This window comes from Flavobacterium frigoritolerans (assembly GCF_025847275.1).
Taxonomy (GTDB): Bacteria; Bacteroidota; Bacteroidia; order Flavobacteriales; family Flavobacteriaceae; genus Flavobacterium; species Flavobacterium frigoritolerans.
This window is the reverse complement of sequence record NZ_JAOZEV010000001.1, coordinates 34,174-57,756: the sequence shown is the minus strand read 5'-3', so window position 1 is coordinate 57,756 and position 23,583 is coordinate 34,174. Positions and strand designations below refer to the sequence as shown.

Genomic DNA, 23,583 nt, shown 5'->3' with positions numbered 1-23,583 from the left:
TCACTTGTTTTAAAAACACAAAGTAAGCTATGTCAAAGGAATGTATTCCTTTTTGTATTCTTTTTTATATATAAAGACTATGTTTCTATGTGTTAGATAAAATTTTATGTAATCCCAACACGCTCATTAACTAAACTTAATGCCTCATTAATGCCTTAATGGCTTAAATTCAGTCTTTATTTTTTTAATACCAATTGATTCTGATTCATGATTCCATAAACAGAGCCTTGTAATTGAGTTCCCAGAAAAGCAGAATTTTTAGATTTAGATAAAATATTACTTTTTGCGAAAACACTTTCTCCACTAGGATTAAATAACGTAATGTTTGCTTTAGAACCCTCAGTAATTGTATTGTTTTCGATACCGAAAACTGATTTCCCTAATGTTAGTTTTTCGATTACAGTTTCTAAAGGCAATACAGTTGTTAATGCTCCAAAAGCACTTTCCAGACCAATAGTACCATTTTTAGCCATATCAAACTCCATTTTTTTGAATTCAATATCAATTGGGTTATGATCAGATGTAATCATATCTATGGTTCCATCAAGAACGCCATTAAGTAATGCTTGTCTGTCAGTTTCTGTTCGTAATGGTGGTGTAACTTTAAAGCGAGTATCAAAACCTTCTAGTTTTTCATCGGTTAAAACCAAATGGTGTACAGCAACGCTAGTTGTTACATTTAATCCTTTTGCTTTTGCATCTTTAATTAACTGAACCGATTTGGCAGTCGAAATAGTCGGGATATGGAGCTTTCCACCTGTATATTCCAATAAAAATAAGTTGCGGACAATTTGTAATTCTTCAGCAAGATCAGGGATTCCTTTTAAGCCTAATTTTGTCGAAACAATTCCTTCATTAGCAACACCATTTCCTTTAATGTTTTGATCTTGCGAATAAGCAATTACCAAACCATCAAAATCCTGTACATATTGTAATGCGATTTTAAGTAAATTGGCATTGTCAAGGCTTTTATTATAATCACCAAAAGCTATAGCTCCAGTTTTCTTCATGTCGAATAATTCAGCCATATCTTTTCCTTCGCTGGCTTTTGTTAAAGCTCCGATAGGGAAAAGTTCAGTAGCAAAACCATTCGCCTTATTTTTTACAAAATTTACTTGCGATTGGTTATCAATAATCGGGTAGGAGTTGGGTTGTAAAGCAATAGCAGTAAATCCGCTTTTTGCAGCTACGTTCAAACCATTTGAGATTGTTTCACGGTCTTCGTAGCCTGGTTCTCCAAATGAAACACTACTATCAAACCATCCTTGCGATATATGTAAATTATCGAGTTTTATCTCATCGGCATTTTCAGTATTAGGAAGTGAAGTTCCTATTTGTTCGATTAAACCATCTTTAATTAAGATATCTGCAGTCTTATTATGAAATGGACTTTTAGAATCTATAATTTTTGCTTCCCGGATGATTATTTTCATATGTAGATAAATTTATTTTAATTGAAATAATTAAGTTTTAAAAACATTAAAGCTTAATTTATTTGAGCCATTAAGGGATTAAGTTAATAAAGGAAAAACTTAATTTTCTTAATATCCTAATGGTGAAAAATCACTTCACAAACTTGATAATTGCCATTTCTAATGCTAGAAACAACAATGCAAAGATAACAAACCATTTCCAAATCTCATTGTCAGTTCGCTCAGTTTGTAAGGTGTTAAAAATAGTCGAAATCGTATCGGCGGTTTTGTAATCAGAAACTAGATTTGAATTGTTTTGACTTAAATCACTTTCGCTTCGTTTGTAATTAAAACTTACGTTTTCTAATGCTTCTTTTTTATTATAAATGGTATAATTACCAGCTTGTTCAGGGTAATCGTTAAAAACGATTTTTACTTTATTATTTAAAATCTGTTGAATTGGGATAAACTGTTCATCACTACCTCTTACTTCTAATATGGCATCTTTAGACAATAATGCTTCAACAAAATAAGGTTGACTATTACCAATGATTATTGCATTTATTCCAGATTTTTGATTGTTTTGTGCCATTTTATAAAAAACAGGAACAATTAATGGCGATTGCTGAAAGTTAGAATTAACGCTATTTATAGGTGCTGAAAAAACAGAAACTGCCGAAACTTGATTCTGTATCGAAGTTAGAAAAGCACTTTGATCTTCATAGGATAAAGCCGATGAATAAGAACTTGTAATAGGGAATGAAGTCTTTGTTTTTGGATATTGGAAGTTCTTAATTTTATTTTCGAAAACACCAGAGAATATTGGGTGATCAAAGTTGATTTTGGTAATCAGTTTTTCTTTATTTTCAAGCGAACCCATTTGCACTTTACCAAAATTTGATAAAAACGAATTCATATTGGCTACAACCATTTTATCTGATGGAATAATAATAACGTTTCCACCTTTTGATACAAATGATTTTAGAGTGGTTTGTAATGCTTGCGGAATTTCTTCTAGCTCATTCAGGATAATTGCATCTTGTTTGTCCAGACTATTGTAATCCAGCGAACGGATATCAAAATTATGATAATTGAATTCTTCAGCCGTATAAATTCGAGATAAGAAATTGCTTTTTGCAGGATCTCCAATACTAATAACGTTGGTCTTTTTAGGATCAGAAATACTAAAATACAATCGGTTGTCGTATTCTAAACCATTATCTTCAATAGCTAAGTAGCCATGAAAAGCTTGTTTAGGAATGGTAAAATTGACTTTCTTCTTTTTAGTATCAAAATTTACAATGGTTTTAGCGATTAGTTTGTCATTGTTAAATAAAGACATCGATATAGGCTTGAAATTATCACCATAACCAGATAAATTAATACTGATGTCATAGAAATTATCTGAGGTTTGACTGATGAAGACGCTATCAATTGCCACATTGTTTTTTTGCTCTGCTTTCGGAATTATAAAATAGGGAGCGTCTTCAGAGCTAATGTTTTTCAACTGTTTTTTATCTAGTCCAACTGCATCTGTAATAATTATAATGTCTTTTTTAAAGGCCGATTTACGAGCTTTTACCTTTGCTATTATATTATCCAGTTCAAAAGGAGTGGCGCTATAATTTAGACTTTGTAATGAGTTACGAACCGATTTTATGTCGGTATTCCAATAGTTATCAGTGTTGGTAAGTAAAGAAAATTGAGCGTTTTCGGGTGTGTTTTCTAATAACTCCTGAACGGAACGTTTTAGTAATTCACCTTTTTTACCTTTTGCCTGCATACTGAAGGAGTTATCAAGAATGATATACATTTCGTTATTGGCATTTTTACTGTCTTTTGCGGTAAAATAGGGTTGAGCAAAAGCGAAAATAAGGCAAGTAAGTAACAATAATCGTGTAGCTAGTAATAGCCATTTCTTGATTTTGGAACTTTTTCGAGTTTGGATAGAGAGTTTTGCTAAAAGTCGAACATTTGTGAAATATGACTTTTTGAAACGGCGTAATTGAAATAAATGAACCAAAATTGGAACTATCAATAAGAACAGAAAGTATAAAATTTCGGGATGTTTAAAATGCATTCTAAAGTTTAGTTTACTTCACTGATTTTATTTTCAATGGAGCTCATTGAATTTTTCGCTTGTCAAAAATACAAATTTACAATCAGTTTTTACTGATGTTGTTATATTTTTTCGAACAGGAAAATAAATCCTAACCAATATAAGGATATTATGTATTTTAGCATTTCAATAAAATTTTTACAAATGAGAAAATCGTGTGCTGTTTTGCTTTTAACTCTATTCTTTACAGGGATTCAAGCGCAAAACAAAGTCAATTTATTAGTAGGAACGTACACTAATAGTTGTGATAGCAAAGGAATTTATGTATATGAATTCGATACCAATTCGGGCGAGTTTAAATTAAAAAATGTTTCAGAAAGTACGGTGAGTCCAAGTTATTTATCTGTTTCTGCGGATAATAAATTTATTTATGCTGTAAACGAAAATGGAGCAGAAAGTACTGTAAGTGCATTTGGATATGAACCAAAATCAGGGAAAGTTACTTTTTTGAATAAGCAAAAAGCGATGGGAGCAGATCCATGTTATTTAATTAATGATGGTGAAAATGTAATTACCGCTAATTATTCCGGAGGAAACATCTCTGTGTTTAAAAAGACTGCCGAAGGACTTTCGGAAGCAAAACAAGTGATTCAGCATACAGGAAAAGGAGTTAACGCACAAAGACAAGAAGGTGCTCACGTGCATATGGTTTATTTTTCACCAGATAAGAAATATGTTATATCAAATGATTTAGGTCTTGATAAAGTTTTTATATACAAATACAATCCAAAATCCAAAGATGAAGTTTTAACATTAAAAGGAAGTGTTGATGTTAAAGCAGGAAGTGGCCCAAGACATCTAACGTTTAGCAAAGATGGGAAGTTTGTGTATTTAATTCAGGAATTAGATGCTACTCTAACTACTTTTAGTTATGACAAAAACGGGAGTTTAAAATTAATTGCGGAAACAAGTATTCTTCCTAAAGATTTTAAAGGAGGAACAGGAGCAGCTGCTATAAAAATTTCGCCAGATGGTCAGTTTTTGTATGTATCAGATCGTGTCGATGCTAATAATATCTCAGTTTATAAAATTCTTAAAAACGGCGGTTTAGAATTGCAAGAGCAAGTAAGTACGTTAGGAAAAGGACCAAGAGATTTTTCTATCGATCCTACAGGGAATTTCCTTTTAGTAGGACATCAATACACAAATAATATTGTTGTTTTTAAAAGAGATAAGGCTACTGGTAAACTTACAGATACAGAAAAGAGAATTGACCTGTGTGCGCCAGTATGTTTGGTTTTTACGAAAATTTAATTTAAAGGTTCAAAGGTTCAGAGTTACAAAGGTTAACTATCTTGTGCGTAAAATATAAAAGGCTCAAAGATGTAAAGTTTCAAGTTATTAACTTAATTCTACATCTTTGAGCCTTTTTGTTTTTTTAACTTAGTTCCGAAACTTCGGGATCAATACCTTTGAGCCTTTGTAACTCTGAACCTTTGTAACTTAAAGAAAAAACTATTTATTCTTATCTTTTCTTTTCTTATCTCTTGTCTTTAGCATGTTTCTGTTAACAGATCCGTGCGTTTTTTTCTTAGTTTTAGAAGGACCTCCTAAATTGACTTTCTTATTCTTTTTGGCTTTATCATGAAAAGCACCATCTCCATCTAGTTTTTGTTTTTTCATCAAAAACTTAATAGGTTGTCTGTCTTTTTCAGGTTCAATTAATTTTATTGAAACTTCTACTTCTTCAGGGAATTCAGCTATTTCAAGTTCTCTATTCATTAAGACTTCTACTTCTACCTTAAATTCTTCTTCACGAGGAGTGATAAAGCTTATTGCAGTTCCAGTAGCATCTGCACGACCAGTTCTACCAATTCTGTGCATATACAATTCAGGAAACTCAGGAAGTTCAAAGTTGATAACGTGAGTAATATTGGAAATATCCAAACCTCTCGCCATAATATCGGTAGTTATAAGTCCGCGTAGCGTTCCTTCTTGGAAAGCAGCCATCGTACTCAAACGGTAATTTTGTGATTTATTAGAGTGAATTACTCCAAACTGACCTTCGAAATCTTCTTCGATACGATCGTGAAGCATATCCGAAATCTTCTTGTTATTTACAAAAACTAAAACACGACTCATGTCTTCGTTGTTTTGTAATAAGTGTTTCAGTAAGTTTACTTTGGTATTAAAATTAGGAACATTATAGGTAATTTGCTCGATGTTTTCTAATGGTGTTCCAGATGCAGCAAGAGTAACTTCTTCTGGGAAATCAAAAAAGTCATTCAAAACGGCATCAACCTCATCGGTCATTGTTGCTGAGAATAAAATATTTTGACGTTTGGTTTTCATCATTGCCAAAAGCGCTGTTAATTGCGTACGGAAACCTAAATTAAGCATTTCGTCAAACTCATCAATAACTAGTTTTTGAGTTTCATCAAAACGAACTACCGCATCTAATGCTAAGTCCATCGTTCTTCCAGGTGTTCCCACCAAGATATCGATTCCTTCGTAAACGGCTTTCTTTTGTGTATTAATATTGACACCACCAAAAATACCCAATGTTTTAACCGACATGTATTTGGTTAATTTCTCTACTTCTTCAACTACCTGAACAACTAATTCACGTGTTGGAACAAGGATTACAATTTTTGGAGTATTGGTTGGGGTAAATTTATATAGTTTTAATAAAGGCAATAAATAGGCAAATGTTTTACCTGTACCGGTTTGTGCAATTCCCATCATATCACGACCGGACATAATTACAGAAAAAGATTTTTCTTGAATTGGAGTAGGCGTAACGAAGCCTAATTCATCAATTGCTTTTTGTACGGATTTAGGAAGATTAAATGTCTCGAAAGTGCTCATTTGCATTAAATTTTGTGCAAAGGTACATTAAAATAGCGGTTAGTTTGCTAAATTCTTGGAATCATCTGATAATTTAAATAGGTAACATTCTAATATTCAATATTGAAGCTGTTAAAAAACACCTGAATCTAATAAAGCAAAATTGTATTTTACAGGAACTAAAGAACTCATTTGATGAAGATTTAAATCAAGTTCTGTAACTATTATCAAAGCAAGAAAGGTTATGATTAATAGATAATTATAATAGGGTAAATAAAAGATTTATAAAGAATTGTTTTTTATATGTTAGCAAAATAAGTTTAAAAGATGTTAGACCTACTAAGACAAATCAAGATGGATAAGTCTAGTTTTTTAGATATATATGCTTGTCTGTTGTAATTCGAAAAAATAGTCTAATTTCAGTAAATTAATGTTTGTATTTCGCAATAAATTTTATCTTAGCCGAAAATACTCGGTTTCAAAATTCTCAATCTCACTAAGCGTATGAACGTTAGCGGTAATTTTGTAAAACACCACTGCAACCTAAAAAAAATATGAGAAAATACATTTTTAAATTTTGGTTACTAAACTTTTTGTTAACCGCTATATTATTTTTAATTTACTATGTATTAGCCTTTACACAACTAAAATCCAGTAATGGGAATTTATTTGAAACCATTTTGGATTTCTTATTTACGCTCTTTAATTTATACTATACATTGGTATATTCTATTGTAATGGTTGTTTTCTCAACAGCTTTCTTTCTGAATTTACAAAGGACAATTCGAACTAATTATTTCATGTCAGCACTAACTTTTATAGCAATACCTTTAGTTGCGGTGATCTATATTCTAATTGATTTATATCCCTATAGTTCTTTTGTAGTGGTCTGGTGGATTGGTTTTCCTTTGGCTTACTTAATATTTATAATATTTCAATTTTATATATTTAGAAAAAAAATCAATAAATATGAATTGCAGTAATAACAAAAGAAAATAACTAAATGGAAAAGATAGATTTATTAATAATTGTGACTGTAATCTCTTTGTTCATTTCATTATTTCTTGCATTTTTTCTGGTAACAGTTAAAACAAAGCATAAGATAAGTAATTATCTTTTTGCTACTTTTTTAATATTAACAGCAATAGATACCAGCCAAACTTTATTTAACTTAATAGTTGATGGGCCTTCAAATTTCGGAATGTTAAGAGGTTTATTTGCTTTCTTGCAAATTCCTGTTTTTTACCTATATGTATTATCTGTTTGTTACTCTGATTTTAAGCTTAAACCTAAACACTTATTACATCTGCTTCCATTTGTAATCGCAAATGTAATTTTGATACCTCGTTTTTATGCGGTAGATGTCGCGTCTAAAATTAATTTTATTAAAAACTATCAAAATTCGGTTGAAATACAATTCAATCATATTCTTATACATGTTCAGTTAATTGTATATATCATCGCTGTTTTTATGGTATTAAGAAAGGCAAAAAAACTATACCTCGAAAATTGTGCAGGTACAAGTATTAGTTCTTATAATTGGTTGTTTCAGTTTACGGTTGTGTTAACTATTTTGTATTCGGTTGCTCTTTTAAAAAATATCTTCAAGTTTTCTGATTATCCCTATATCTCTGAATGGATAAAAATCGGACTTCTCATATTTCAGTTATTTATTATTTGTTGGTATTTATTTAAAGCCTTAAACAATCCTAATTTATTTAGAAATATTGATTCAAAATTAAAACTGGTTTCCGATATTGTTTTAGAAGAAAAAAATAAAGAGGAATTAGCTGTAAACGAAAAAGAATACAATGAAGATTTATTGAAATTAAAGCAATATATGGCCGAAGAAAAGCCATTTCTTGATCCTTCTTTAACAATTCAAGATGTTTCTAAAGGTATTGCAATTCCTGTTAGGGATCTCTCCCTTTTAATTAATCATAAGCTAGAGCAACATTTTTACGATTTTATTAATACCTATCGTATAGAAAGGGCAATGGGTATTTTAAAAGATGTTACAAAAAGTAAGGTAACCATTCTTGAAATTCTTTATGATGTAGGTTTTAATTCAAAATCTTCTTTTAATACTGCTTTTAAAAAACATACAGGATTTACTCCTACTGATTATCGCAAATCATTGTAGTTTAGTGTTTTGGAATTACTCGTACTTGTGTTTTTAAATATTCGTACTAGTTTTTAAAAACAAATGCGTTCGAATATTTTTACTCGGTCGCGTAGGTTTAACTTCTCCTGCATCTTTGTATCGAAATAAATTCTTAACCTTGAAAATTACGATACAATGAAAAACATTATCTATTTATTACTTTTTATAGTAACAGTCGCAAGTGCTCAAACAAGCAAAAAAGCACAATCAAAAGAAAGAGATTATAGCTTTCTTACAGACAGTTTAAATATCGATAAACAACTAGAAAAGAATAAACTGGCAGGATTTAGTGTTGTTGTTTTCGAAAATTACAAGATAGTCTACTCAAATCAATTTGGTGTAAAATCAATAGATTCAAAAGAGAAAATAGATCAAAACACCGCTTTTTCTACAGCTTCAATTTCAAAACCAATTACGGCGCTTCTTTGTTTTATACTCGAAGAGAAAGGATTGATTAATTTAGACGATCCAATAGATGGCTATCTAAAACGCTGGCATTTGCCAAAAAGTAAGTTTACGGAGAATAATAGTCCAACTTGGAGACAGTTTCTTAATCATACGGCCGGTACAACCCAAAGTGGATTTGCAGATTACTATGAAGGCGATACAATCCCGACAATAAAGCAAAGTCTTTTAGGAAAGATTCCGAGATATGATAAAGAAATTGATTTCTTGTTTACGCCAGGAACAGGTTGGGCATACAGTGGAGGCGGTTATGTAATTGTTCAAATGGCATTAGAAGATACTTTTAATAAACCTATTGGTGAACTTGCTGCAGCATATATTTTCTCTCCTCTTGGATTAAAAAACACTACAATGATACAACCTGATGAAAAAGGATTTCCAACAAATGTAGCTCTCGTTCACGATGAAAATGAAAAGGTAATTAGAACAGGTTTGCCAATCACACCGCAAGTGGGAGCATCAGGAATGTGGTCTACACCTACGGATTTAGCTAAAATTGCTATCGAGATGCAAAATGCCTTGCGTAATAAAAACAATAAAGTGATTTCTTATAATGTTGCAAAAAAAGTAACCGAAGTAACCGCTTTAAAAGATGCTGTTGGCGGGTGGAGTTACGGATGGCAAAAGTCTTTTGGTTATAATAATTATGATTGGTTTATATGTAATGGTTCGAATACTGGAGTAGGAGGTAGTGTTTTTGCTACTATGACAGATGGAAACGGTTTTGTATTTCTAACCAATGGAGAAAAACCGAATCGGTTTCCTGTGATGGGACAGACTCAAAGAAAGCTTCTGACCTTGATGGATTGGAATGGAAAAACACTTAATGATGAAATTCAGGAAATGCCTTCAAGTATAAAAGAAAAACTAATCGGAACTTATGATGATTTTCTTTATGCACAGGGAGTGGAAACCAAAATAGTAGAAAAGAATAACCGTCTTTATGTTGAATCTCCATTATTAGATCATTTTAAAGGGAAAAATGATAATGAGTTGGTATATCTTAAAAATGGATTATTTAAAATTGTTGATTATCCTAATTTATTAAAATTTGATTTCAGCAATGGAAAATTAAGTTCTGTAATCTTAACTAGAGATAAGTTGAGCACTGAAATTCAACTAATTGATAAAGTGAAATAACTACAGTTAAATAAGAATCCCTTAAATAATTCAATTATTTAAGGGATTCTTATTTTAGGTGATAATCATATTAAAAGCCTTCAAAGACACCTAGGCCAAATAATGCAAAATCGTATTTTACAGGGTCTAAAGGATCCATTTTACGAAGATTTAAATCAAGTTCGGCTAATGCTTTACCGTCATTTTGCTTTCGCGAAAGGAGTTCTAATTTTCTAGCTACATTTCCAGAATGTACATCAAGAGGGCAAGAAAGTTTAGCAGGTGAAATATTTTTCCAGATTCCTAAATCGACTCCTTTTGTGTCTTGTCGAACCATCCAGCGTAAGTACATGTTAATACGTTTGGCTGCCGAATTATTTAATGGGTCCGAAATGTGTTTTTGAGTTCTTTGTAAATGTTCTATTTCAAAGAATGCTTTTTTGAATTCGTGGATGCTTTTTTGTAAACTATCTTCCTCTTGATTTTTGGAGAATACAGCTTCAAGACCACCGTGATTTTTGTAAATGTGTTGTAATCCTTTAATAAAACTGCCAAAGTCTTTTCCGTTAAAGGTACGATGCACAAAGTTCTCTAGTCTTGCTATATCATCATCATTATGGCTCATGATAAAATCATAAGGCGTGTTTCCCATTAATTCCATCATTTGATGTGAGTTTTTAATGATCATTTTGCGATTTCCCCAAGCGATTGTGGCACTAAGGAATCCAGCAATTTCGATATCTTCTTTTTGTGAAAATAAATGAGGAATCTGTACAGGGTCACTTTCAATAAAATCTTGATTGTTGTATTGAATGACTTTTTCGTCTAGAAAGTCTTTGAGTTCTGTTTGGGTCATGATTTAAATAAAAGTTCGTAAAATACGTAAGTTTTACCCAGTCGGGATAACTACCCGAGCCAAGCAATAATGCAAATAGCTCCTAATTACTAATTAAGCCATCTACCATTACGAGTTTTCTGTCGGCCATATTGGCTAGTTCTTCATTATGAGTTACGATAACAAAGGTTTGTCCGAATTCGTCACGCAACTGAAAAAACAATTGATGTAAGTTTTCTGCCGAAAGTGTATCTAGATTTCCAGAAGGCTCATCTGCAAAAATAACATCTGGTTTATTAATTAATGCTCTAGCAACAGCAACACGCTGCTGCTCTCCACCTGATAGTTCATTGGGTTTATGATTGATTCGGTGTGATAATCCTAAGTATTTTAGTAATTTTTTAGCTTCAGCTTCAGTTTCAGAAGGTTTTTTGCCAGCAATGTAAGCAGGGATACAAACATTTTCTAGGGCAGTAAACTCAGGTAACAACTGGTGAAATTGAAAAATGAACCCTAAGTTTAAGTTCCTGAATTTAGATAGCGTTTTATCACTTAAATTGAGAACATTCTCATTGTTTATAACCAATGTAGTTGCTTTATCTACTGAAGGTTTATCGAGTGTGCCTAAGATTTGAAGTAAAGTCGTTTTTCCAGCTCCAGAAGCTCCAACGATAGAAACAATTTCTCCTTTTTTAATATGGAGATCAACTCCTTTTAAAACCTCAAGTTGATCGTAGAATTTATGTATATTTTTTGCTTGTATCATTGTGAAACTCTTTTTACAAAGTAACAAAGATTCTGCCGATATAAAAATGTGTTATAACAGAATTTTAGGAACATTTATTTATAAAATTGGATTGTGTGAAACGATATTGTGAAAAATAAATTATGAAAAAGGAGATGTAGAACAAAGTAGTCTCTCTATCAGATAAAATTTTAGGAACGGAATTTGATTAATGCTTATAGAATTAATGAGTTTACTTTGAAAAATAAATTAGTTACTAGTTTAAAATGAATTATATTTGATAGTAACTCAGCTTTTAATATGTATTAAAATGAATGAAAAAACACTTGTAAAAGACGAGAAAATAAAGAAACTTTTGTTAGGATTACTTTTTGATGGTATAGGGATGCTTTCCTTTACAATTCCTTTTTTGGGAGAGTTCTCTGATGTTGTTTGGGCTCCCTTAGCAGGTTTCTTAATGACCTATATGTATAAAGGGCGTGTAGGAAAAGTAGCTGGTATCTTAACTTTTGTTGAAGAAATTATTCCATTTACAGATGTTATTCCATCATTTACCTTGACTTGGATTTATACTTATTTTATTCAAAGGAAAGATAAGAATATAGATAAAGACGTTATTCTTTAAATAAAAACCCTAATCCCATATTTTTGAGCATTTTTTTTTCAAAGTTCCAAAAGAAGCGGAATTGACCAAAAATGGCTCCAATTGCTACAAGTAATACCTGATAAATAGGGAAAATAATTATTAATCGGATAAGTGTAAACCAAAATCCAAAATCTTCTTTTGTAATTCCTAACCAAATGCAAAAGGGGTGAGATAACCAAGCCGAAGTAGAACCGGTTATAGCAAATACAATAAATATGATGGTGAGTTGAAAATTAGAAGTAATTCCCCAACGTTGTTTTAATTTATTCATTCTTATTTATAATAATCACAAATATAGCAACATTATCTTGAAGGGACATATCCTGCTAGTTTTTGTTTGTAAGTATTTTGAAAATAAATCATGTAATTATAGATTAAGTAATTTACCTCGTATCCATAATTAATAGTTGGGTCATAATCGATTCTCATTTCGTATAGATTAGGATTGTAACGTTGTGGCTGTAAAACTCTGCTATTCCATTCTTGTACATATTGGCGGTTTTTATTTTCTAGATATGATTGTGAATAATAATTTCGAGGTAATGCCATTGAAGCTAGCCAGGTGCTAAAACCACTGTCGATTATTATTACTTCGTATTCTAGTTCATCGTTTGCAATACGAACAGTGTCATTTACTGAAGTAGTTGGTTTCTTAGTAACCGCAACGTTTGTTTTTTGAGTAGAGCACGCAATAACAACAAATAGAATAAGAAATATGTAAATACTGTTTTTCATGACCTAAAAATTGAAGTATAAATTTACAAAAAAATCAACGAAGCCTTTTCTTATTTAACAGTTTTTTGAAAAGAGGCTCTGAGGTTCAGAGGTTTTTTTGAAAAGAGGTTCAGAGTTGCAAAGGCTCTAAGGTTCTAAGGTTTCTTATTGGGTTACATAACAGTAGGTCTTTTTAGGTGATTTTTAGGTTTTCTGTAGAGGCGCACCGCAGTGCGTCTTAATTAGGCGTTTGAAAAGGTGATTTTTTCGATAAACATGCTTATAAAAAAAAGCTGTTTACATTTATGTAAACAGCTTTTAATTGTTTTTTTTAAATTATAGATTTTAAGAACCTTAGAGCCTTAGTAACTTTGAACCTTAGTATCTCCAGAACCTTAAAGAAAAAACCTATTTCCCGAACAGTTTTCCTAATAAGCCTCCTATGCCACCGCTTTTGTTTCCTAATGCCATAGCATCACTAACATCAACTTTTCCATCTCCATTTTGATCTAAGCCAAATTGAGTTCCGTATTTAGAAATTGCATCCATAATTCCTGAAGCTTGTCCACCATTGCCTGAAATTGCATTAATAATATCAGAAATCTGGAAACTACTATCATTAGAATCTTTTGCTTTCCCCACAAGAGAGCCTAGAATTTGCGGAATCATACTACTAGCAACACCGCTTGATGCTTCTGTACTTAATCCAAATTTTTCACCAAGATTTCCTGTAAGTTGTTGTGTTAATTGTTGAACAACAGGATTTGAATTATCAATTGGAGAATTTCCTTGAAATAAACTTGCAAGTTGTTCTACACCACCTTCCGATGCTATTTTTTGTAACCCGGAAAGTATAGAACTACTTGTTTCATTCAGTACTGCTTCATTTTGTTCATTTGGTATAGCAGCATTGTTTACAACAGAGCTGCCTCCGTACTGTTGTACTAATTGTGTTAATTGCTCAAACATGAATTTAGGATTTAGATTAGAACTCAAATTTAATAAAAAAAATAAAGGGATTTATTAAACGATGTTAATAAATCCCTTTTAAGTAATTTAATTATAATTGATTAGCTTAACAAAGTAATAATTTGTTGTGCTAATTCTGTACCAATTCTGTCTTGAGCTTCACCAGTTGCTGCACCAATATGTGGAGTCAATGAGATTTTTGTATGCATTAAAATAGCCATTTCTGGTTTTGGTTCGCTTTCAAAAACATCTAATCCAGCAAAAGATACTTTTCCGCTATCTAATGCTTTTACCAAAGCAACTTCATCAATAACACCACCACGAGCGCAGTTAACAATACCTACACCATCTTTCATGATTGCTAATTCTTTCTCACCGATGATGTAACCATCTTGAGCAGGAACGTGTAAAGTAATGAAATCAGCTTCTTTAAATAAAGACTCTAATGATTGAGAAACAATAGTTGTAGTTATTGATTGACCGTCAAAGAATTCAACTTTAACATCTACTTTCGGGATAAAGCTATCAGCAGCGATAACTTTCATTCCTAATCCTAATGCCATTTTTGCAGTAGCTTGACCAATACGGCCAATACCAACAATACCTAGAGTTTTACCTCTTAATTCGGTACCATTTGCATATGCTTTTTTCAAACCGTCAAAGTTTGTATCTCCTTCAAGAGGCATATTTCTGTTTGAATCGTGTAAAAAACGAACACCATTAAATAAGTGTCCAAAAACTAATTCAGCCACAGATTCAGATGATGAAGCAGGGGTATTAATAACATGAATTCCTTTGCTTTTTGCATAGTCAACATCAATGTTGTCCATACCAACACCACCACGACCAATTATTTTTAATCCTGGACAAGCATCGATAATGTCTTTGCGTACTTTGGTTGCACTACGCACCAAAACAACATCTACATTGTTTTCGTTTACAAAATTAGCAACTTGTTCTTGTGCTACTTTTGTAGTTATAACTTCAAATCCACCTTTTTCTAAAGCTAGAATTCCACTTTTAGAAATTCCGTCATTTGCTAATACTTTCATTGTGTCTTTATATTTTTTTTATTGATTAATCGTTTAACTCTTTAATCGATGAACCAATTATTATGATTTTTTTTCTTTTTTTGTTTAGGAGCTAATCCCGCTATTCGTTCCAAATCTTTTTTGTTTTTAAAGAAAAAACAAAAAAGGATTTCCACTTCTATCGGGGCTAGGATTCTAGTAGTCAATTCACGTTTTCGGCTCACTAAAAACTCAAAACCGATACTGAGAACTAAACTTTAGACTCTAAAGCTTTCATTACATCTACTAATACCTGAACGCTTTCTATTGGCATTGCATTGTAAATAGATGCTCTGTAACCACCAACCGAACGGTGACCAGGTAAACCAGAAATGTTAGCTTCTTTCCACATAGCATCAAACGTTGCGGTATGGTCAGGATTGTTTAATAAGAAAGTAACGTTCATTTTAGAACGATCTTCAACAGCTGCTGCACCTTTAAATAAAGGGTTTCTATCAATTTCAGCATAAAGCAAAGCAGCTTTAGCATCATTTAATTTTTCAATGGCTGCAACACCACCTTTTTCTTTAATCCATTGTAATGTTAATAATGAAACGTACACTGCAAAAACAGGAGGAGTATTGTACATACTTTCTGCTTTGATATGTTTTGCATAATCTAGCATACTAGGAATAGTACGTCCATTTTTACCAAGAATTTCTTCTTTAATAACCACTAGAGTAGTTCCTGCAGGTCCCATATTTTTTTGAGCTCCAGCATAAATCAAATCAAATTTAGAATAATCTAAATTACGAGAAAAGATATCAGAACTCATGTCACAAACTACTGGTACATTTGTTACTGGAAAATCTTTCATTTGGGTTCCAAAAATGGTATTGTTACTTGTACAGTGAAAATAATCTGCATCAGCAGGTATTTCGTAACCTTTTGGGATATTGTTGTAGTTTTCTTCTTTGGATGAAGCTATAGTAATAGTTTCTCCAAAAAGTTTTGCTTCTTTTATAGCTGCTGCTGCCCAAGTTCCTGAATCTAAATAGGCTGCTTTACCGTTTTCTTTCATTAAATTATAAGGAGCCATTAAGAATGCTGTACTTGCGCCACCTTGTAAAAATAAGGCTTGATAGCCTTTTCCTTGAAGTCCTAATAACTCTAAAGCAAGGGAACGAGCTTCTTCCATAACAGCAACGAAATCTTTACTTCGGTGCGAAATTTCTAAAATAGATAGTCCTGAATCATTAAAATTTAAAATTGCTTTTGATGCTTTCTCAAAAACTTCTTGAGGTAAGATACTTGGTCCTGCGCTGTAGTTGTGTTTTTTCATGGTGTAGTTAAGTTCCAATATTTTTTAGAAACGCAAATTTCGGGAATAGGAGTCAAAAAATCGTTAAATTATTCGCAATAATTCTAAGATTTTAACTTATGTTATTAACAAAAACGATATAGTATCTACGTTGTCTGCATAATCCCACAGCTCAGGAGTCTGCGTTTTTCCAAATGGTATGCTTTTTTCTATTAAATTATTACTTACAATGCATTGAATTTGCTCGTTTTCAGTCTGTAAACGTTGTTTTAAATCATCGATATTATCATATTTTTCATAAAAAACACTCGAAATGGGAGAGGCATGACTAACATCTTCTTTTAGAGTAAGAAAACCATTGTCTAGTAATTTGAAGTTACTCATCAGGAAAACGGCTTTGTTGTAGTCGTAATTATTAGCATATTTTTCATAATGAATAACATCCTGATATTCGAAAATTGCTTCAAAAAAAGCATCAAATTTATAGCCTTCAGGAACAAAGAGTTTAGAAACATTTCGGCATCCTAGACCAAAATATCTAAAAATATCTTCGCCTAAGGCAATAAGTTGTTCTTTGGTTTCTTTTCCGTTTAATACAGCAACAGAGTTTCTGCTTTTTCGGATAATTGACGGTTTATCTTTAAAATAATATTCAAAATAACGTGCTGTATTATTGCTTCCTGTAGCGATTACAGCATCGAAATTCTCTAATTTTCCATCTACAAAAGTAATGTTATTAGCAAAAATTGGATTAATGGCAATAAGGTATTTAGCTATAAAAGGGAGTAAATGCTGATCATTTGAAGAGGTTTTTACAAGTACATTATGACCCGTAATTAAAACACATAAAAAATCATGAAACCCAACTAACGGAATGTTTCCTGCTAATATTAGAGCTATGTTTTTAGGCTCCTTAATATTTATATCATATGCAGAAAGCCAAGTGTCTATGTTTTCTTCTGTCAATGCTTGAGCCCAAGATTGAATAGCAAAATAAACTTGTTCAGGTGTGTACCAGCCATTATGTGATTGAGATAGCTCAATCAGCTTTATGAAATCATCAAAAAACAAGTCATTACTTAAAACATTATTGTCTTTTTTACAATCATTTTCTAAAAATTGACTTAAAAACTTGCCGAGTTCTATAAAAGATTGTTTTTTTTCGTTTTGTAACATAAGTAATTTGTATATGAATAGTTTTGATTGTAATTTTGCACAAAAATAAGGATAAATAAGTCGAAAGTCAAAAGTCATTTAATCAAAAGATTAAAAAGCTCTTTTTGTTTTTTTTGACTTTACAACTTTAAGGCTTTTAACTTTAAGACTAAGAAAAACAATGGCAATAATTATAACCGACGAATGTATCAATTGTGGTGCTTGTGAACCAGAGTGCCCAAATACAGCAATCTATGAAGGTGCTGATGATTGGAGATACAAAGATGGAACTGCTTTAAAAGGAAAAGTAATTTTACCAGACGGAACAGAAGTTGATGCTGAAGATGCTCAAACTCCTATTTCTGATGAAGTTTACTATATTGTTCCGGGCAAATGTACTGAATGTAAAGGATTTCATGACGAACCACAATGTGCGGCAGTATGTCCTGTAGATTGTTGTATACCAGATGATAATCATGTAGAAGATGAAGAAACGTTATTAAATAGACAAGCGTTTTTACATAACGAATAAATATAAAAGTCTTTTTTTAGATTTTAAACATAAAAAAATCCTGAGTTTGCGCTCAGGATTTTTTTTTTGCACATAACCTTTATTTCGTATTGTGTTGGTTTTTAATGTTTTATTTGTAGTTTTATGGCGGTTAATTTTTTAACAAAGCCTATGAAGAGACTTGTACTTTTATTTATTATGTTTTTTAATGTTGGTATTTTTGCACAAAACAAAGAATATTCTATTATCGTGAAAGATATTGAGACACAGTTGCCTATAGAAGATGCAATGGTGGTTATACTTAAAACCAAGCAAGTTCTATCGAGTAACGAAGAGGGTAAAGTAACCTTTATGCTCAATGGAGCTTCTAGTGTTCAGGTTTCCGAGATAAATTCTGAGAGCGTAACACTTCGTTGGGCAACTTTAAAAGAAAATCAATTTGTTGTTTATTTAAAAAACAAGAATAATAAATTAGATGGGATTGTTGTATCTAAAGAATCCCCACAAAAAACACTTCAAAAAATTGTTTCTAATTCGGCACAAAAACTAACGATGCCTTATCGACTCAAAGTATATGTCAGGGAGTTTTTTATGCTCGACAATAAATATTCTTACTACAATGATGGACTGGTGAATTTTCAGTTTTCAGTAAATCATAAAAAAGCAAAAACAACATTATTAGTAGAACAAAATCGATCATACGGATTACTCGAAACGGATATAAGTAAAGATCTAAGAGGATATAATTTGAATAATATCATGGAGAATTATTCTAATCTAAATTATTTTGGGCCTGTTTTAAATTCTAAAAAGAGAAAAGAATACGATTACATAATAAAGGTGTATCCTGAAAATAAAGACTATTATGTAATGAATATTACTCCGTTGGATAAATCTAAGAAAGGAACAGATAGTTTTGAAGTTATTTATGATCCCAAAAAAAAGATAATTATCGAGTTTACCTGTGTTTTAATACCCGGAACAACTAATAAAATAGAAGAAAAGCCAACTATTGGCTCTAAGAATGTTACAAGATCATTTATAGAAGTACGATACAGAATAGATGGATCGGATTATTATTTATTAAGCTCGGAAGAAGAAATAGCTTATGATCTTGTTATGAAAGATAAGGTGAAAAACATTCAGGTTCGAAATAGTTTTGTAACGACGAATTACAATAAACAAAATTTTACTTATAATGAGAGCGATGTTTTCAAAGAACAAACTCTCTTTAACAAAAAGAATAAAATTCTAACCAATTACTGGGATGTTTCAGGGTTTACTGCTACTAGTAAGGAGAAAGAAATAATAAAATCTTTAGAATCTAAGTTTTAGTTTTTTATAGATTTAAGCAAATAAAAAATCCTGAGCACGCTCAGGATTTTTAGTTTCTATGTGTTTAATGTTTTAGATTAAAATGTAAAACCAAGTCTGGCATAGTAGTACGCTCCGCTAAAACCCATTTGTACAGCATCCCAATATCCACCAGCTTCAGTATTTCCTTGTTCATCTTGTTTTGTTGGGTAAACATTAAATAAATTGTTGCTACCAACACTCAGTTTTAATGATTTGGTTAGTTGGTAACCAAGGGTCAAATCAGTTACTATTCTGTCATGATAAATATCTTCTTCATCTCCGTAATCGACTAAAACGACTTTACTGAAATGTGTAAAAGCTAAACCAGCATCAAATTTTTGTCTGGCATAGTTTAAGTTCAAACCAAATTTATTCTTAGGTGCCGATGCTAATAAAAATGCTCTTTCACGTCTTCCAAAAAAAGTCTCTTCGGGCAGGTTACCATTTTTTACATTATCAATTTTCATATTATTGATGTTTCCTACAAGCGTAGCGCTAAATAGTGATCCTCCAAGTTTTTTCTTCCATGCAAGAACTAAATCTAATCCAGTTGTTTTAGTGTCAACACCGTTTACAAAAAACTGAGCTTCGGCAACACCAATATTTAATGAAGCAGCATCAAAGTAGCCAGTAAGTACAATACGATTTTTAACTTTTATAAAATATCCATCAACTGTAGCTGTAAAATCACCAAAATTTGCAGTAAATCCTAATGAAGCGTTTACAGCTTTTTCTTCGTTTAATTTTTGAATACCAAATGCTTTGGTTACAGGGCTATTATTTGGCGCAAGCAATACTTCGGTAGCACCGCTGGCATTAAAATTTGTAAAATGTAAATTATAGTAAATCTGCGCCAATGATGGAGCACGGAAACCTGTACTTATAGATCCCCTAAAATTTATGTTTTTGCTGGCTTTTAAACGCATTGCTAATTTACCATTGAGAGTACTTCCGAAATCACTGTAGTTTTCAAAGCGAACAGCACCACTTATTAAAAAAGCATCGGTAATATCTAATTCGGCATCAGTGTATAAAGACAGGTTAGTACGACCTTTGTCAACCGTATTCAATGGGCTGTATCCTGGGAAACCTTGAGAACCTCCTGGTCTTGGTATGGTAGGGCTAGAGGTTGGATCTGAAGGGTCGTAATCAGGATTAGGAATGGTAGGAGCATTTTGGGTTGTAGGATCAGTTATAGGTCTTCCGTTTGTGTCGTAAGTCGCGTATGAACCTTCATCGCCTGCAAAAATGGTGAATCTTTCTGTGCGATATTCTGCTCCAAAAGCGATGTTTAATCCACTAAGTACAGAGTCATAGTTTTTAGAAAAATCAAAATTGGTAGTATTTTGTGTTAAGGTATGACCACCAGCATCAAATTCAGTTGGAGAAGCCGCTTCAAGCGAAGCATTAATAGTTCCTTTTATGTAGTAATGAAAAAGATTTTTCCCATAGGTATTGCTAATGTCAATTTTCCAGCCACTTGCAGTTTGAGTTCTAAATCCAGCAGCTAATGAGTTGTCGATAATATTTGAAGTAATTCTCGGGGTATATCCACCGGGATAGATGGATTCTACAACTCTTTCGCCATCATTTCTGGTAAAAGCGTAAGCATCAGTATCTCTGTAGTTTCTTCCTCCAAAGGCATAGAACTCAGTTTTGTCAGATATAGGAACTGCAATATTGGCGAAAAGATTAAAGCTTTGTATTTCGGCATCTCCAAAACCTTTTCTAAAATCATAAGCAGGACGAAGTGTTTTGTTTTTATTAATGTATTCAGTAGTAAAATTAGCAAAACCTCCTTTTTCTCCAATTGCAACGCCATAATTGGCTGCAACCTTTACAGATCCTCCATCAAAAGCTTGGTTTTTTCCGTATGAATTTCCATTTCCGTTTTGATCCAATCTATAGTTTTTAGTATTTGGAGTTCCAGGAAGAAAGTCGCCTTTGGCTTTGGTATTAAAAACTCCGTATGTAACCGAACCGTTTAGTTCGTCTGTATTATCATTTAGTACAATATTAATAACACCAGCAATAGCATCGGAACCATATTGAGCGGCTGCGCCATCTCTTAAGATCTCAATTCTTTTTATGGCTGAAGCTGGAATCGCATTTAAATCAGTTCCAGTGTTTCCACGGCCTCGAGTTCCAAATAAATTCACAAGCGAAGATTGATGTCTTCTTTTTCCATTTATCAAAACCAATGTTTGATCAGGACCTAAACCTCTTAATGAAGCGGGATCAACGTGATCAGCACCATCAGATCCAGACTGTTTATTAGCATTAAAAGAAGGAGCTATGTATTGTAATAATTGGTTAATTTCCAGTTTTCCACTTTGTGTAGTAACATCCTTTATGTTAATAATATCAATGGGTACTGCTGAATTTACAACAGTTCTTTTAGTATTTCTGGAACCTACAATCACAACATCTTTTAAGGTTTGTCCGCCATTTTCGTTCATTGTAATGTCAATAACGCCACTAGTTGCATTTTTTTCGGTATTTGTGTACCCAACGTAGCTAAAAACTAATACAGCACCTTCTTTAACTTTAATGATATAACCACCTTGAATATCGGTAGATACACCATTGTTAGTTCCTTTTTCCATGATGTTTACCCCAGGGAGTACTGCACCATTGTGGTCTTTTACGACGCCGCTGATTTCTTTTTGAGCAAAAAGAAATGTAATATTTAGTATGAATACTAATACTGTAAATTTTTTCATAATTAATTGAGTTTGGTTTTGTTGTTTGGTTGGATGTTTAGTTAAAAGTAGTATTTTTTAACAAAACTTTAGCAGAATGTTTAAATTTTTTTAAGGGTTTGTTTAAAAGTGTATTAATACGCAGTTTTTGTTCGGCAACGAAGTTTTAAATCTTATATTTGCAAACTTTTAAAAGCGAGAACATAAATTTCAGCAGAATTGAATAGCTGAATATAAAAATAAATAGAAACTACATATGAAAGCAGGAATTGTAGGATTGCCAAATGTTGGAAAATCAACATTATTTAATTGTTTATCAAATGCAAAGGCGCAAAGTGCAAACTTTCCTTTTTGTACAATCGAGCCAAATATTGGTGTTGTAAACGTACCAGATCCGAGAATTGAAAAATTAGAAGAATTGGTAAAACCAGAACGTGTTCAAATGGCAACTGTGGATATTGTTGATATCGCAGGTTTGGTAAAAGGAGCAAGTAAAGGTGAAGGACTAGGAAATCAATTTTTAGGAAACATCAGAGAGTGTAATGCGATTATTCACGTTTTACGTTGTTTTGATAATGATAATATTGTTCACGTAGATGGAAATGTAAACCCAATTCGTGACAAAGAAACAATTGATATTGAGTTGCAATTGAAAGATTTAGAAACTGTTGAAAAACGTTTGGAAAAAGTAAATCGTGCAGCTAAAACAGGAAATAAGGAAGCGCAAACAGAAAAAGCACTTTTAGACAGAATTAGAGAATCATTATTACAAGCTAAATCGGCTCGTACTATTGTACCTCAAAGTAATGATGAAGAGATTTTAATGGAATCTTTTCAGCTAATTACAGCAAAACCTGTATTGTATGTTTGTAATGTTGACGAAAGTGCAGCAGTAAACGGTAACAAATACGTAGATCAGGTTCGTGAGTTAGTAAAAGACGAAGATGCTGAGGTTATCATACTTTCAGTAGGAGCAGAAGCAGATATTACAGAATTAGAAAGCTACGAAGAGCGTCAAGTTTTCTTAGAAGATATGGGATTGCAAGAGCCAGGAGCATCAGTTTTAATTCGTGCTGCTTATAAGTTATTGAAACAGCAAACGTATTTCACAGCAGGAGTAAAAGAAGTTCGTGCTTGGACAATCAATATCGGAGCTACTGCACCACAAGCTGCAGGGGTTATTCATACTGATTTCGAAAAAGGATTCATCCGTGCCGAAGTAATTTCATACGAAGATTTCGTTCATTACGGTTCAGAAGCAAAAGCCAAAGAAGCAGGTAAATTTAAAGTAGAAGGAAAAGAATATATTGTAAAAGATGGAGATGTAATGCACTTCCGTTTTAACGTATAATTTTCTTTAGAGGATAGAATAAAGAATAAAGAGAATAGACAAAGCTGCTGAAGAAATTCAGCAGTTTTTTTGTTTAAATTTTTATTTTTAAAGGTAATAAAGAGGTTAATCTGCTTTTATCTGTAAAATCTGCGTTAAAATATTTTTTGTGCTCATTTTGGTTTTTTTTAACATTTGGTTTGAATTTTGGTTAATCTAATTA

19 protein-coding genes are annotated in these 23,583 nt (G+C 32.2%); 7 read left to right on the top strand and 12 right to left on the bottom strand.

Going from position 1 to position 23,583, the window contains the following annotated elements; all coding sequences use genetic code 11:
• Nucleotides 1–176 precede the first annotated feature (176 nt).
• Both OIU80_RS00245 and OIU80_RS00240 read right to left on the bottom strand, forming a co-directional pair.
• A complete protein-coding gene (locus tag OIU80_RS00245) occupies nucleotides 177–1,433 on the bottom strand; it encodes a dihydroorotase (RefSeq protein WP_264285107.1) in 1,257 nt (418 codons plus the stop codon).
• A 130-nt stretch (nucleotides 1,434–1,563) separates the two neighbouring features.
• Nucleotides 1,564–3,492, bottom strand: coding sequence for a vWA domain-containing protein (locus OIU80_RS00240; RefSeq protein WP_264285106.1), 1,929 nt, complete (start codon nucleotides 3,490–3,492; stop codon nucleotides 1,564–1,566).
• A 183-nt stretch (nucleotides 3,493–3,675) separates the two neighbouring features.
• On the opposite strand from OIU80_RS00240, the gene OIU80_RS00235 reads away from it, so the two are divergent.
• A complete protein-coding gene (locus tag OIU80_RS00235; protein ID WP_264285105.1) occupies nucleotides 3,676–4,785 on the top strand; it encodes a lactonase family protein in 1,110 nt (369 codons plus the stop codon).
• 201 nt (nucleotides 4,786–4,986) lie between these two features.
• On the opposite strand, the gene OIU80_RS00230 is transcribed toward OIU80_RS00235, so the two are convergent.
• Nucleotides 4,987–6,339, bottom strand: a complete 1,353-nt coding sequence (locus OIU80_RS00230) for a DEAD/DEAH box helicase (protein WP_264285104.1) — start codon at nucleotides 6,337–6,339, stop codon at nucleotides 4,987–4,989.
• Nucleotides 6,340–7,321: 982 nt separating this feature from the next.
• Here OIU80_RS00230 and OIU80_RS00225 point away from each other — a divergent pair.
• Both OIU80_RS00225 and OIU80_RS00220 read left to right on the top strand, forming a co-directional pair.
• The gene (locus OIU80_RS00225) at nucleotides 7,322–8,461 is read left to right on the top strand and encodes a helix-turn-helix domain-containing protein (RefSeq protein ID WP_264285103.1); all 1,140 of its coding nucleotides are present in this window, start codon (nucleotides 7,322–7,324) and stop codon (nucleotides 8,459–8,461) included.
• A gap of 156 nt (nucleotides 8,462–8,617) precedes the next feature.
• On the top strand, nucleotides 8,618–10,087 hold the full coding sequence (locus OIU80_RS00220) for a serine hydrolase domain-containing protein (RefSeq protein ID WP_264285102.1): 1,470 nt from the start codon (nucleotides 8,618–8,620) through the stop codon (nucleotides 10,085–10,087).
• A 70-nt stretch (nucleotides 10,088–10,157) separates the two neighbouring features.
• Here OIU80_RS00220 and OIU80_RS00215 read toward each other — a convergent pair whose 3' ends face one another.
• Nucleotides 10,158–10,922 carry a TIGR02757 family protein gene (locus OIU80_RS00215; RefSeq protein WP_264285101.1) on the bottom strand — a complete coding sequence of 255 codons (765 nt, stop codon included), beginning with the start codon at nucleotides 10,920–10,922 and terminating at the stop codon, nucleotides 10,158–10,160.
• Nucleotides 10,923–11,004: 82 nt separating this feature from the next.
• Nucleotides 11,005–11,667, bottom strand: coding sequence for an ABC transporter ATP-binding protein (locus OIU80_RS00210; protein WP_264285100.1), 663 nt, complete (start codon nucleotides 11,665–11,667; stop codon nucleotides 11,005–11,007).
• Nucleotides 11,668–11,956: 289 nt separating this feature from the next.
• On the opposite strand from OIU80_RS00210, the gene OIU80_RS00205 reads away from it, so the two are divergent.
• Nucleotides 11,957–12,271 carry a hypothetical protein gene (locus OIU80_RS00205; protein ID WP_264285099.1) on the top strand — a complete coding sequence of 105 codons (315 nt, stop codon included), beginning with the start codon at nucleotides 11,957–11,959 and terminating at the stop codon, nucleotides 12,269–12,271.
• Here OIU80_RS00205 and OIU80_RS00200 read toward each other — a convergent pair.
• From OIU80_RS00200 to OIU80_RS00175, 6 genes are all read right to left on the bottom strand, one after another.
• The gene (locus OIU80_RS00200; RefSeq protein ID WP_264285098.1) at nucleotides 12,261–12,563 is read right to left on the bottom strand and encodes a DUF6787 family protein; all 303 of its coding nucleotides are present in this window, start codon (nucleotides 12,561–12,563) and stop codon (nucleotides 12,261–12,263) included. The two genes, OIU80_RS00205 and OIU80_RS00200, sit on opposite strands and share 11 nt — an antisense overlap.
• Before the next feature lie 32 nt (nucleotides 12,564–12,595).
• Complete coding sequence (locus OIU80_RS00195; protein ID WP_264285097.1) at nucleotides 12,596–13,027, bottom strand: DUF6146 family protein; 432 nt, start codon at nucleotides 13,025–13,027, stop codon at nucleotides 12,596–12,598.
• A 387-nt stretch (nucleotides 13,028–13,414) separates the two neighbouring features.
• Nucleotides 13,415–13,975, bottom strand: coding sequence for a hypothetical protein (locus OIU80_RS00190; protein WP_264285096.1), 561 nt, complete (start codon nucleotides 13,973–13,975; stop codon nucleotides 13,415–13,417).
• 101 nt (nucleotides 13,976–14,076) lie between these two features.
• A complete protein-coding gene (locus OIU80_RS00185; RefSeq protein WP_129537798.1) occupies nucleotides 14,077–15,027 on the bottom strand; it encodes a D-2-hydroxyacid dehydrogenase in 951 nt (316 codons plus the stop codon).
• Nucleotides 15,028–15,256: 229 nt separating this feature from the next.
• Nucleotides 15,257–16,327, bottom strand: coding sequence for a 3-phosphoserine/phosphohydroxythreonine transaminase (serC, locus tag OIU80_RS00180; protein ID WP_264285095.1), 1,071 nt, complete (start codon nucleotides 16,325–16,327; stop codon nucleotides 15,257–15,259).
• A gap of 96 nt (nucleotides 16,328–16,423) precedes the next feature.
• Nucleotides 16,424–17,482 carry an acyl-CoA reductase gene (locus OIU80_RS00175; RefSeq protein WP_264285094.1) on the bottom strand — a complete coding sequence of 353 codons (1,059 nt, stop codon included), beginning with the start codon at nucleotides 17,480–17,482 and terminating at the stop codon, nucleotides 16,424–16,426.
• A 160-nt stretch (nucleotides 17,483–17,642) separates the two neighbouring features.
• Between OIU80_RS00175 and OIU80_RS00170 the strand changes: the two genes are divergently transcribed.
• Both OIU80_RS00170 and OIU80_RS00165 read left to right on the top strand, forming a co-directional pair.
• Nucleotides 17,643–17,993, top strand: a complete 351-nt coding sequence (locus OIU80_RS00170) for a 4Fe-4S dicluster domain-containing protein (protein WP_264285093.1) — start codon at nucleotides 17,643–17,645, stop codon at nucleotides 17,991–17,993.
• 150 nt (nucleotides 17,994–18,143) lie between these two features.
• Entirely contained in the window at nucleotides 18,144–19,307 is a 1,164-nt protein-coding gene (locus OIU80_RS00165) for a hypothetical protein (protein WP_264285092.1), read from the top strand.
• A 77-nt stretch (nucleotides 19,308–19,384) separates the two neighbouring features.
• On the opposite strand, the gene OIU80_RS00160 is transcribed toward OIU80_RS00165, so the two are convergent.
• The gene (locus OIU80_RS00160) at nucleotides 19,385–22,051 is read right to left on the bottom strand and encodes a TonB-dependent receptor (protein WP_264285091.1); all 2,667 of its coding nucleotides are present in this window, start codon (nucleotides 22,049–22,051) and stop codon (nucleotides 19,385–19,387) included.
• Between the two features lie 235 nt (nucleotides 22,052–22,286).
• Between OIU80_RS00160 and ychF the strand changes: the two genes are divergently transcribed.
• Nucleotides 22,287–23,381 carry a redox-regulated ATPase YchF gene (ychF, locus tag OIU80_RS00155; RefSeq protein WP_264285090.1) on the top strand — a complete coding sequence of 365 codons (1,095 nt, stop codon included), beginning with the start codon at nucleotides 22,287–22,289 and terminating at the stop codon, nucleotides 23,379–23,381.
• Nucleotides 23,382–23,583 lie beyond the last annotated feature (202 nt).

Coding starts and splice junctions, on each gene's coding strand:
- OIU80_RS00245 (WP_264285107.1), bottom strand. CDS start 1,433: ATGAAAATAATCATCCGGGAAGCAAAAATTATAGATTCTAAAAGTCCA.
- OIU80_RS00240 (WP_264285106.1), bottom strand. CDS start 3,492: ATGCATTTTAAACATCCCGAAATTTTATACTTTCTGTTCTTATTGATA.
- OIU80_RS00235 (WP_264285105.1), top strand. CDS start 3,676: ATGAGAAAATCGTGTGCTGTTTTGCTTTTAACTCTATTCTTTACAGGG.
- OIU80_RS00230 (WP_264285104.1), bottom strand. CDS start 6,339: ATGAGCACTTTCGAGACATTTAATCTTCCTAAATCCGTACAAAAAGCA.
- OIU80_RS00225 (WP_264285103.1), top strand. CDS start 7,322: ATGGAAAAGATAGATTTATTAATAATTGTGACTGTAATCTCTTTGTTC.
- OIU80_RS00220 (WP_264285102.1), top strand. CDS start 8,618: ATGAAAAACATTATCTATTTATTACTTTTTATAGTAACAGTCGCAAGT.
- OIU80_RS00215 (WP_264285101.1), bottom strand. CDS start 10,922: ATGACCCAAACAGAACTCAAAGACTTTCTAGACGAAAAAGTCATTCAA.
- OIU80_RS00210 (WP_264285100.1), bottom strand. CDS start 11,667: ATGATACAAGCAAAAAATATACATAAATTCTACGATCAACTTGAGGTT.
- OIU80_RS00205 (WP_264285099.1), top strand. CDS start 11,957: ATGAATGAAAAAACACTTGTAAAAGACGAGAAAATAAAGAAACTTTTG.
- OIU80_RS00200 (WP_264285098.1), bottom strand. CDS start 12,563: ATGAATAAATTAAAACAACGTTGGGGAATTACTTCTAATTTTCAACTC.
- OIU80_RS00195 (WP_264285097.1), bottom strand. CDS start 13,027: ATGAAAAACAGTATTTACATATTTCTTATTCTATTTGTTGTTATTGCG.
- OIU80_RS00190 (WP_264285096.1), bottom strand. CDS start 13,975: ATGTTTGAGCAATTAACACAATTAGTACAACAGTACGGAGGCAGCTCT.
- OIU80_RS00185 (WP_129537798.1), bottom strand. CDS start 15,027: ATGAAAGTATTAGCAAATGACGGAATTTCTAAAAGTGGAATTCTAGCT.
- serC (WP_264285095.1), bottom strand. CDS start 16,327: ATGAAAAAACACAACTACAGCGCAGGACCAAGTATCTTACCTCAAGAA.
- OIU80_RS00175 (WP_264285094.1), bottom strand. CDS start 17,482: ATGTTACAAAACGAAAAAAAACAATCTTTTATAGAACTCGGCAAGTTT.
- OIU80_RS00170 (WP_264285093.1), top strand. CDS start 17,643: ATGGCAATAATTATAACCGACGAATGTATCAATTGTGGTGCTTGTGAA.
- OIU80_RS00165 (WP_264285092.1), top strand. CDS start 18,144: ATGAAGAGACTTGTACTTTTATTTATTATGTTTTTTAATGTTGGTATT.
- OIU80_RS00160 (WP_264285091.1), bottom strand. CDS start 22,051: ATGAAAAAATTTACAGTATTAGTATTCATACTAAATATTACATTTCTT.
- ychF (WP_264285090.1), top strand. CDS start 22,287: ATGAAAGCAGGAATTGTAGGATTGCCAAATGTTGGAAAATCAACATTA.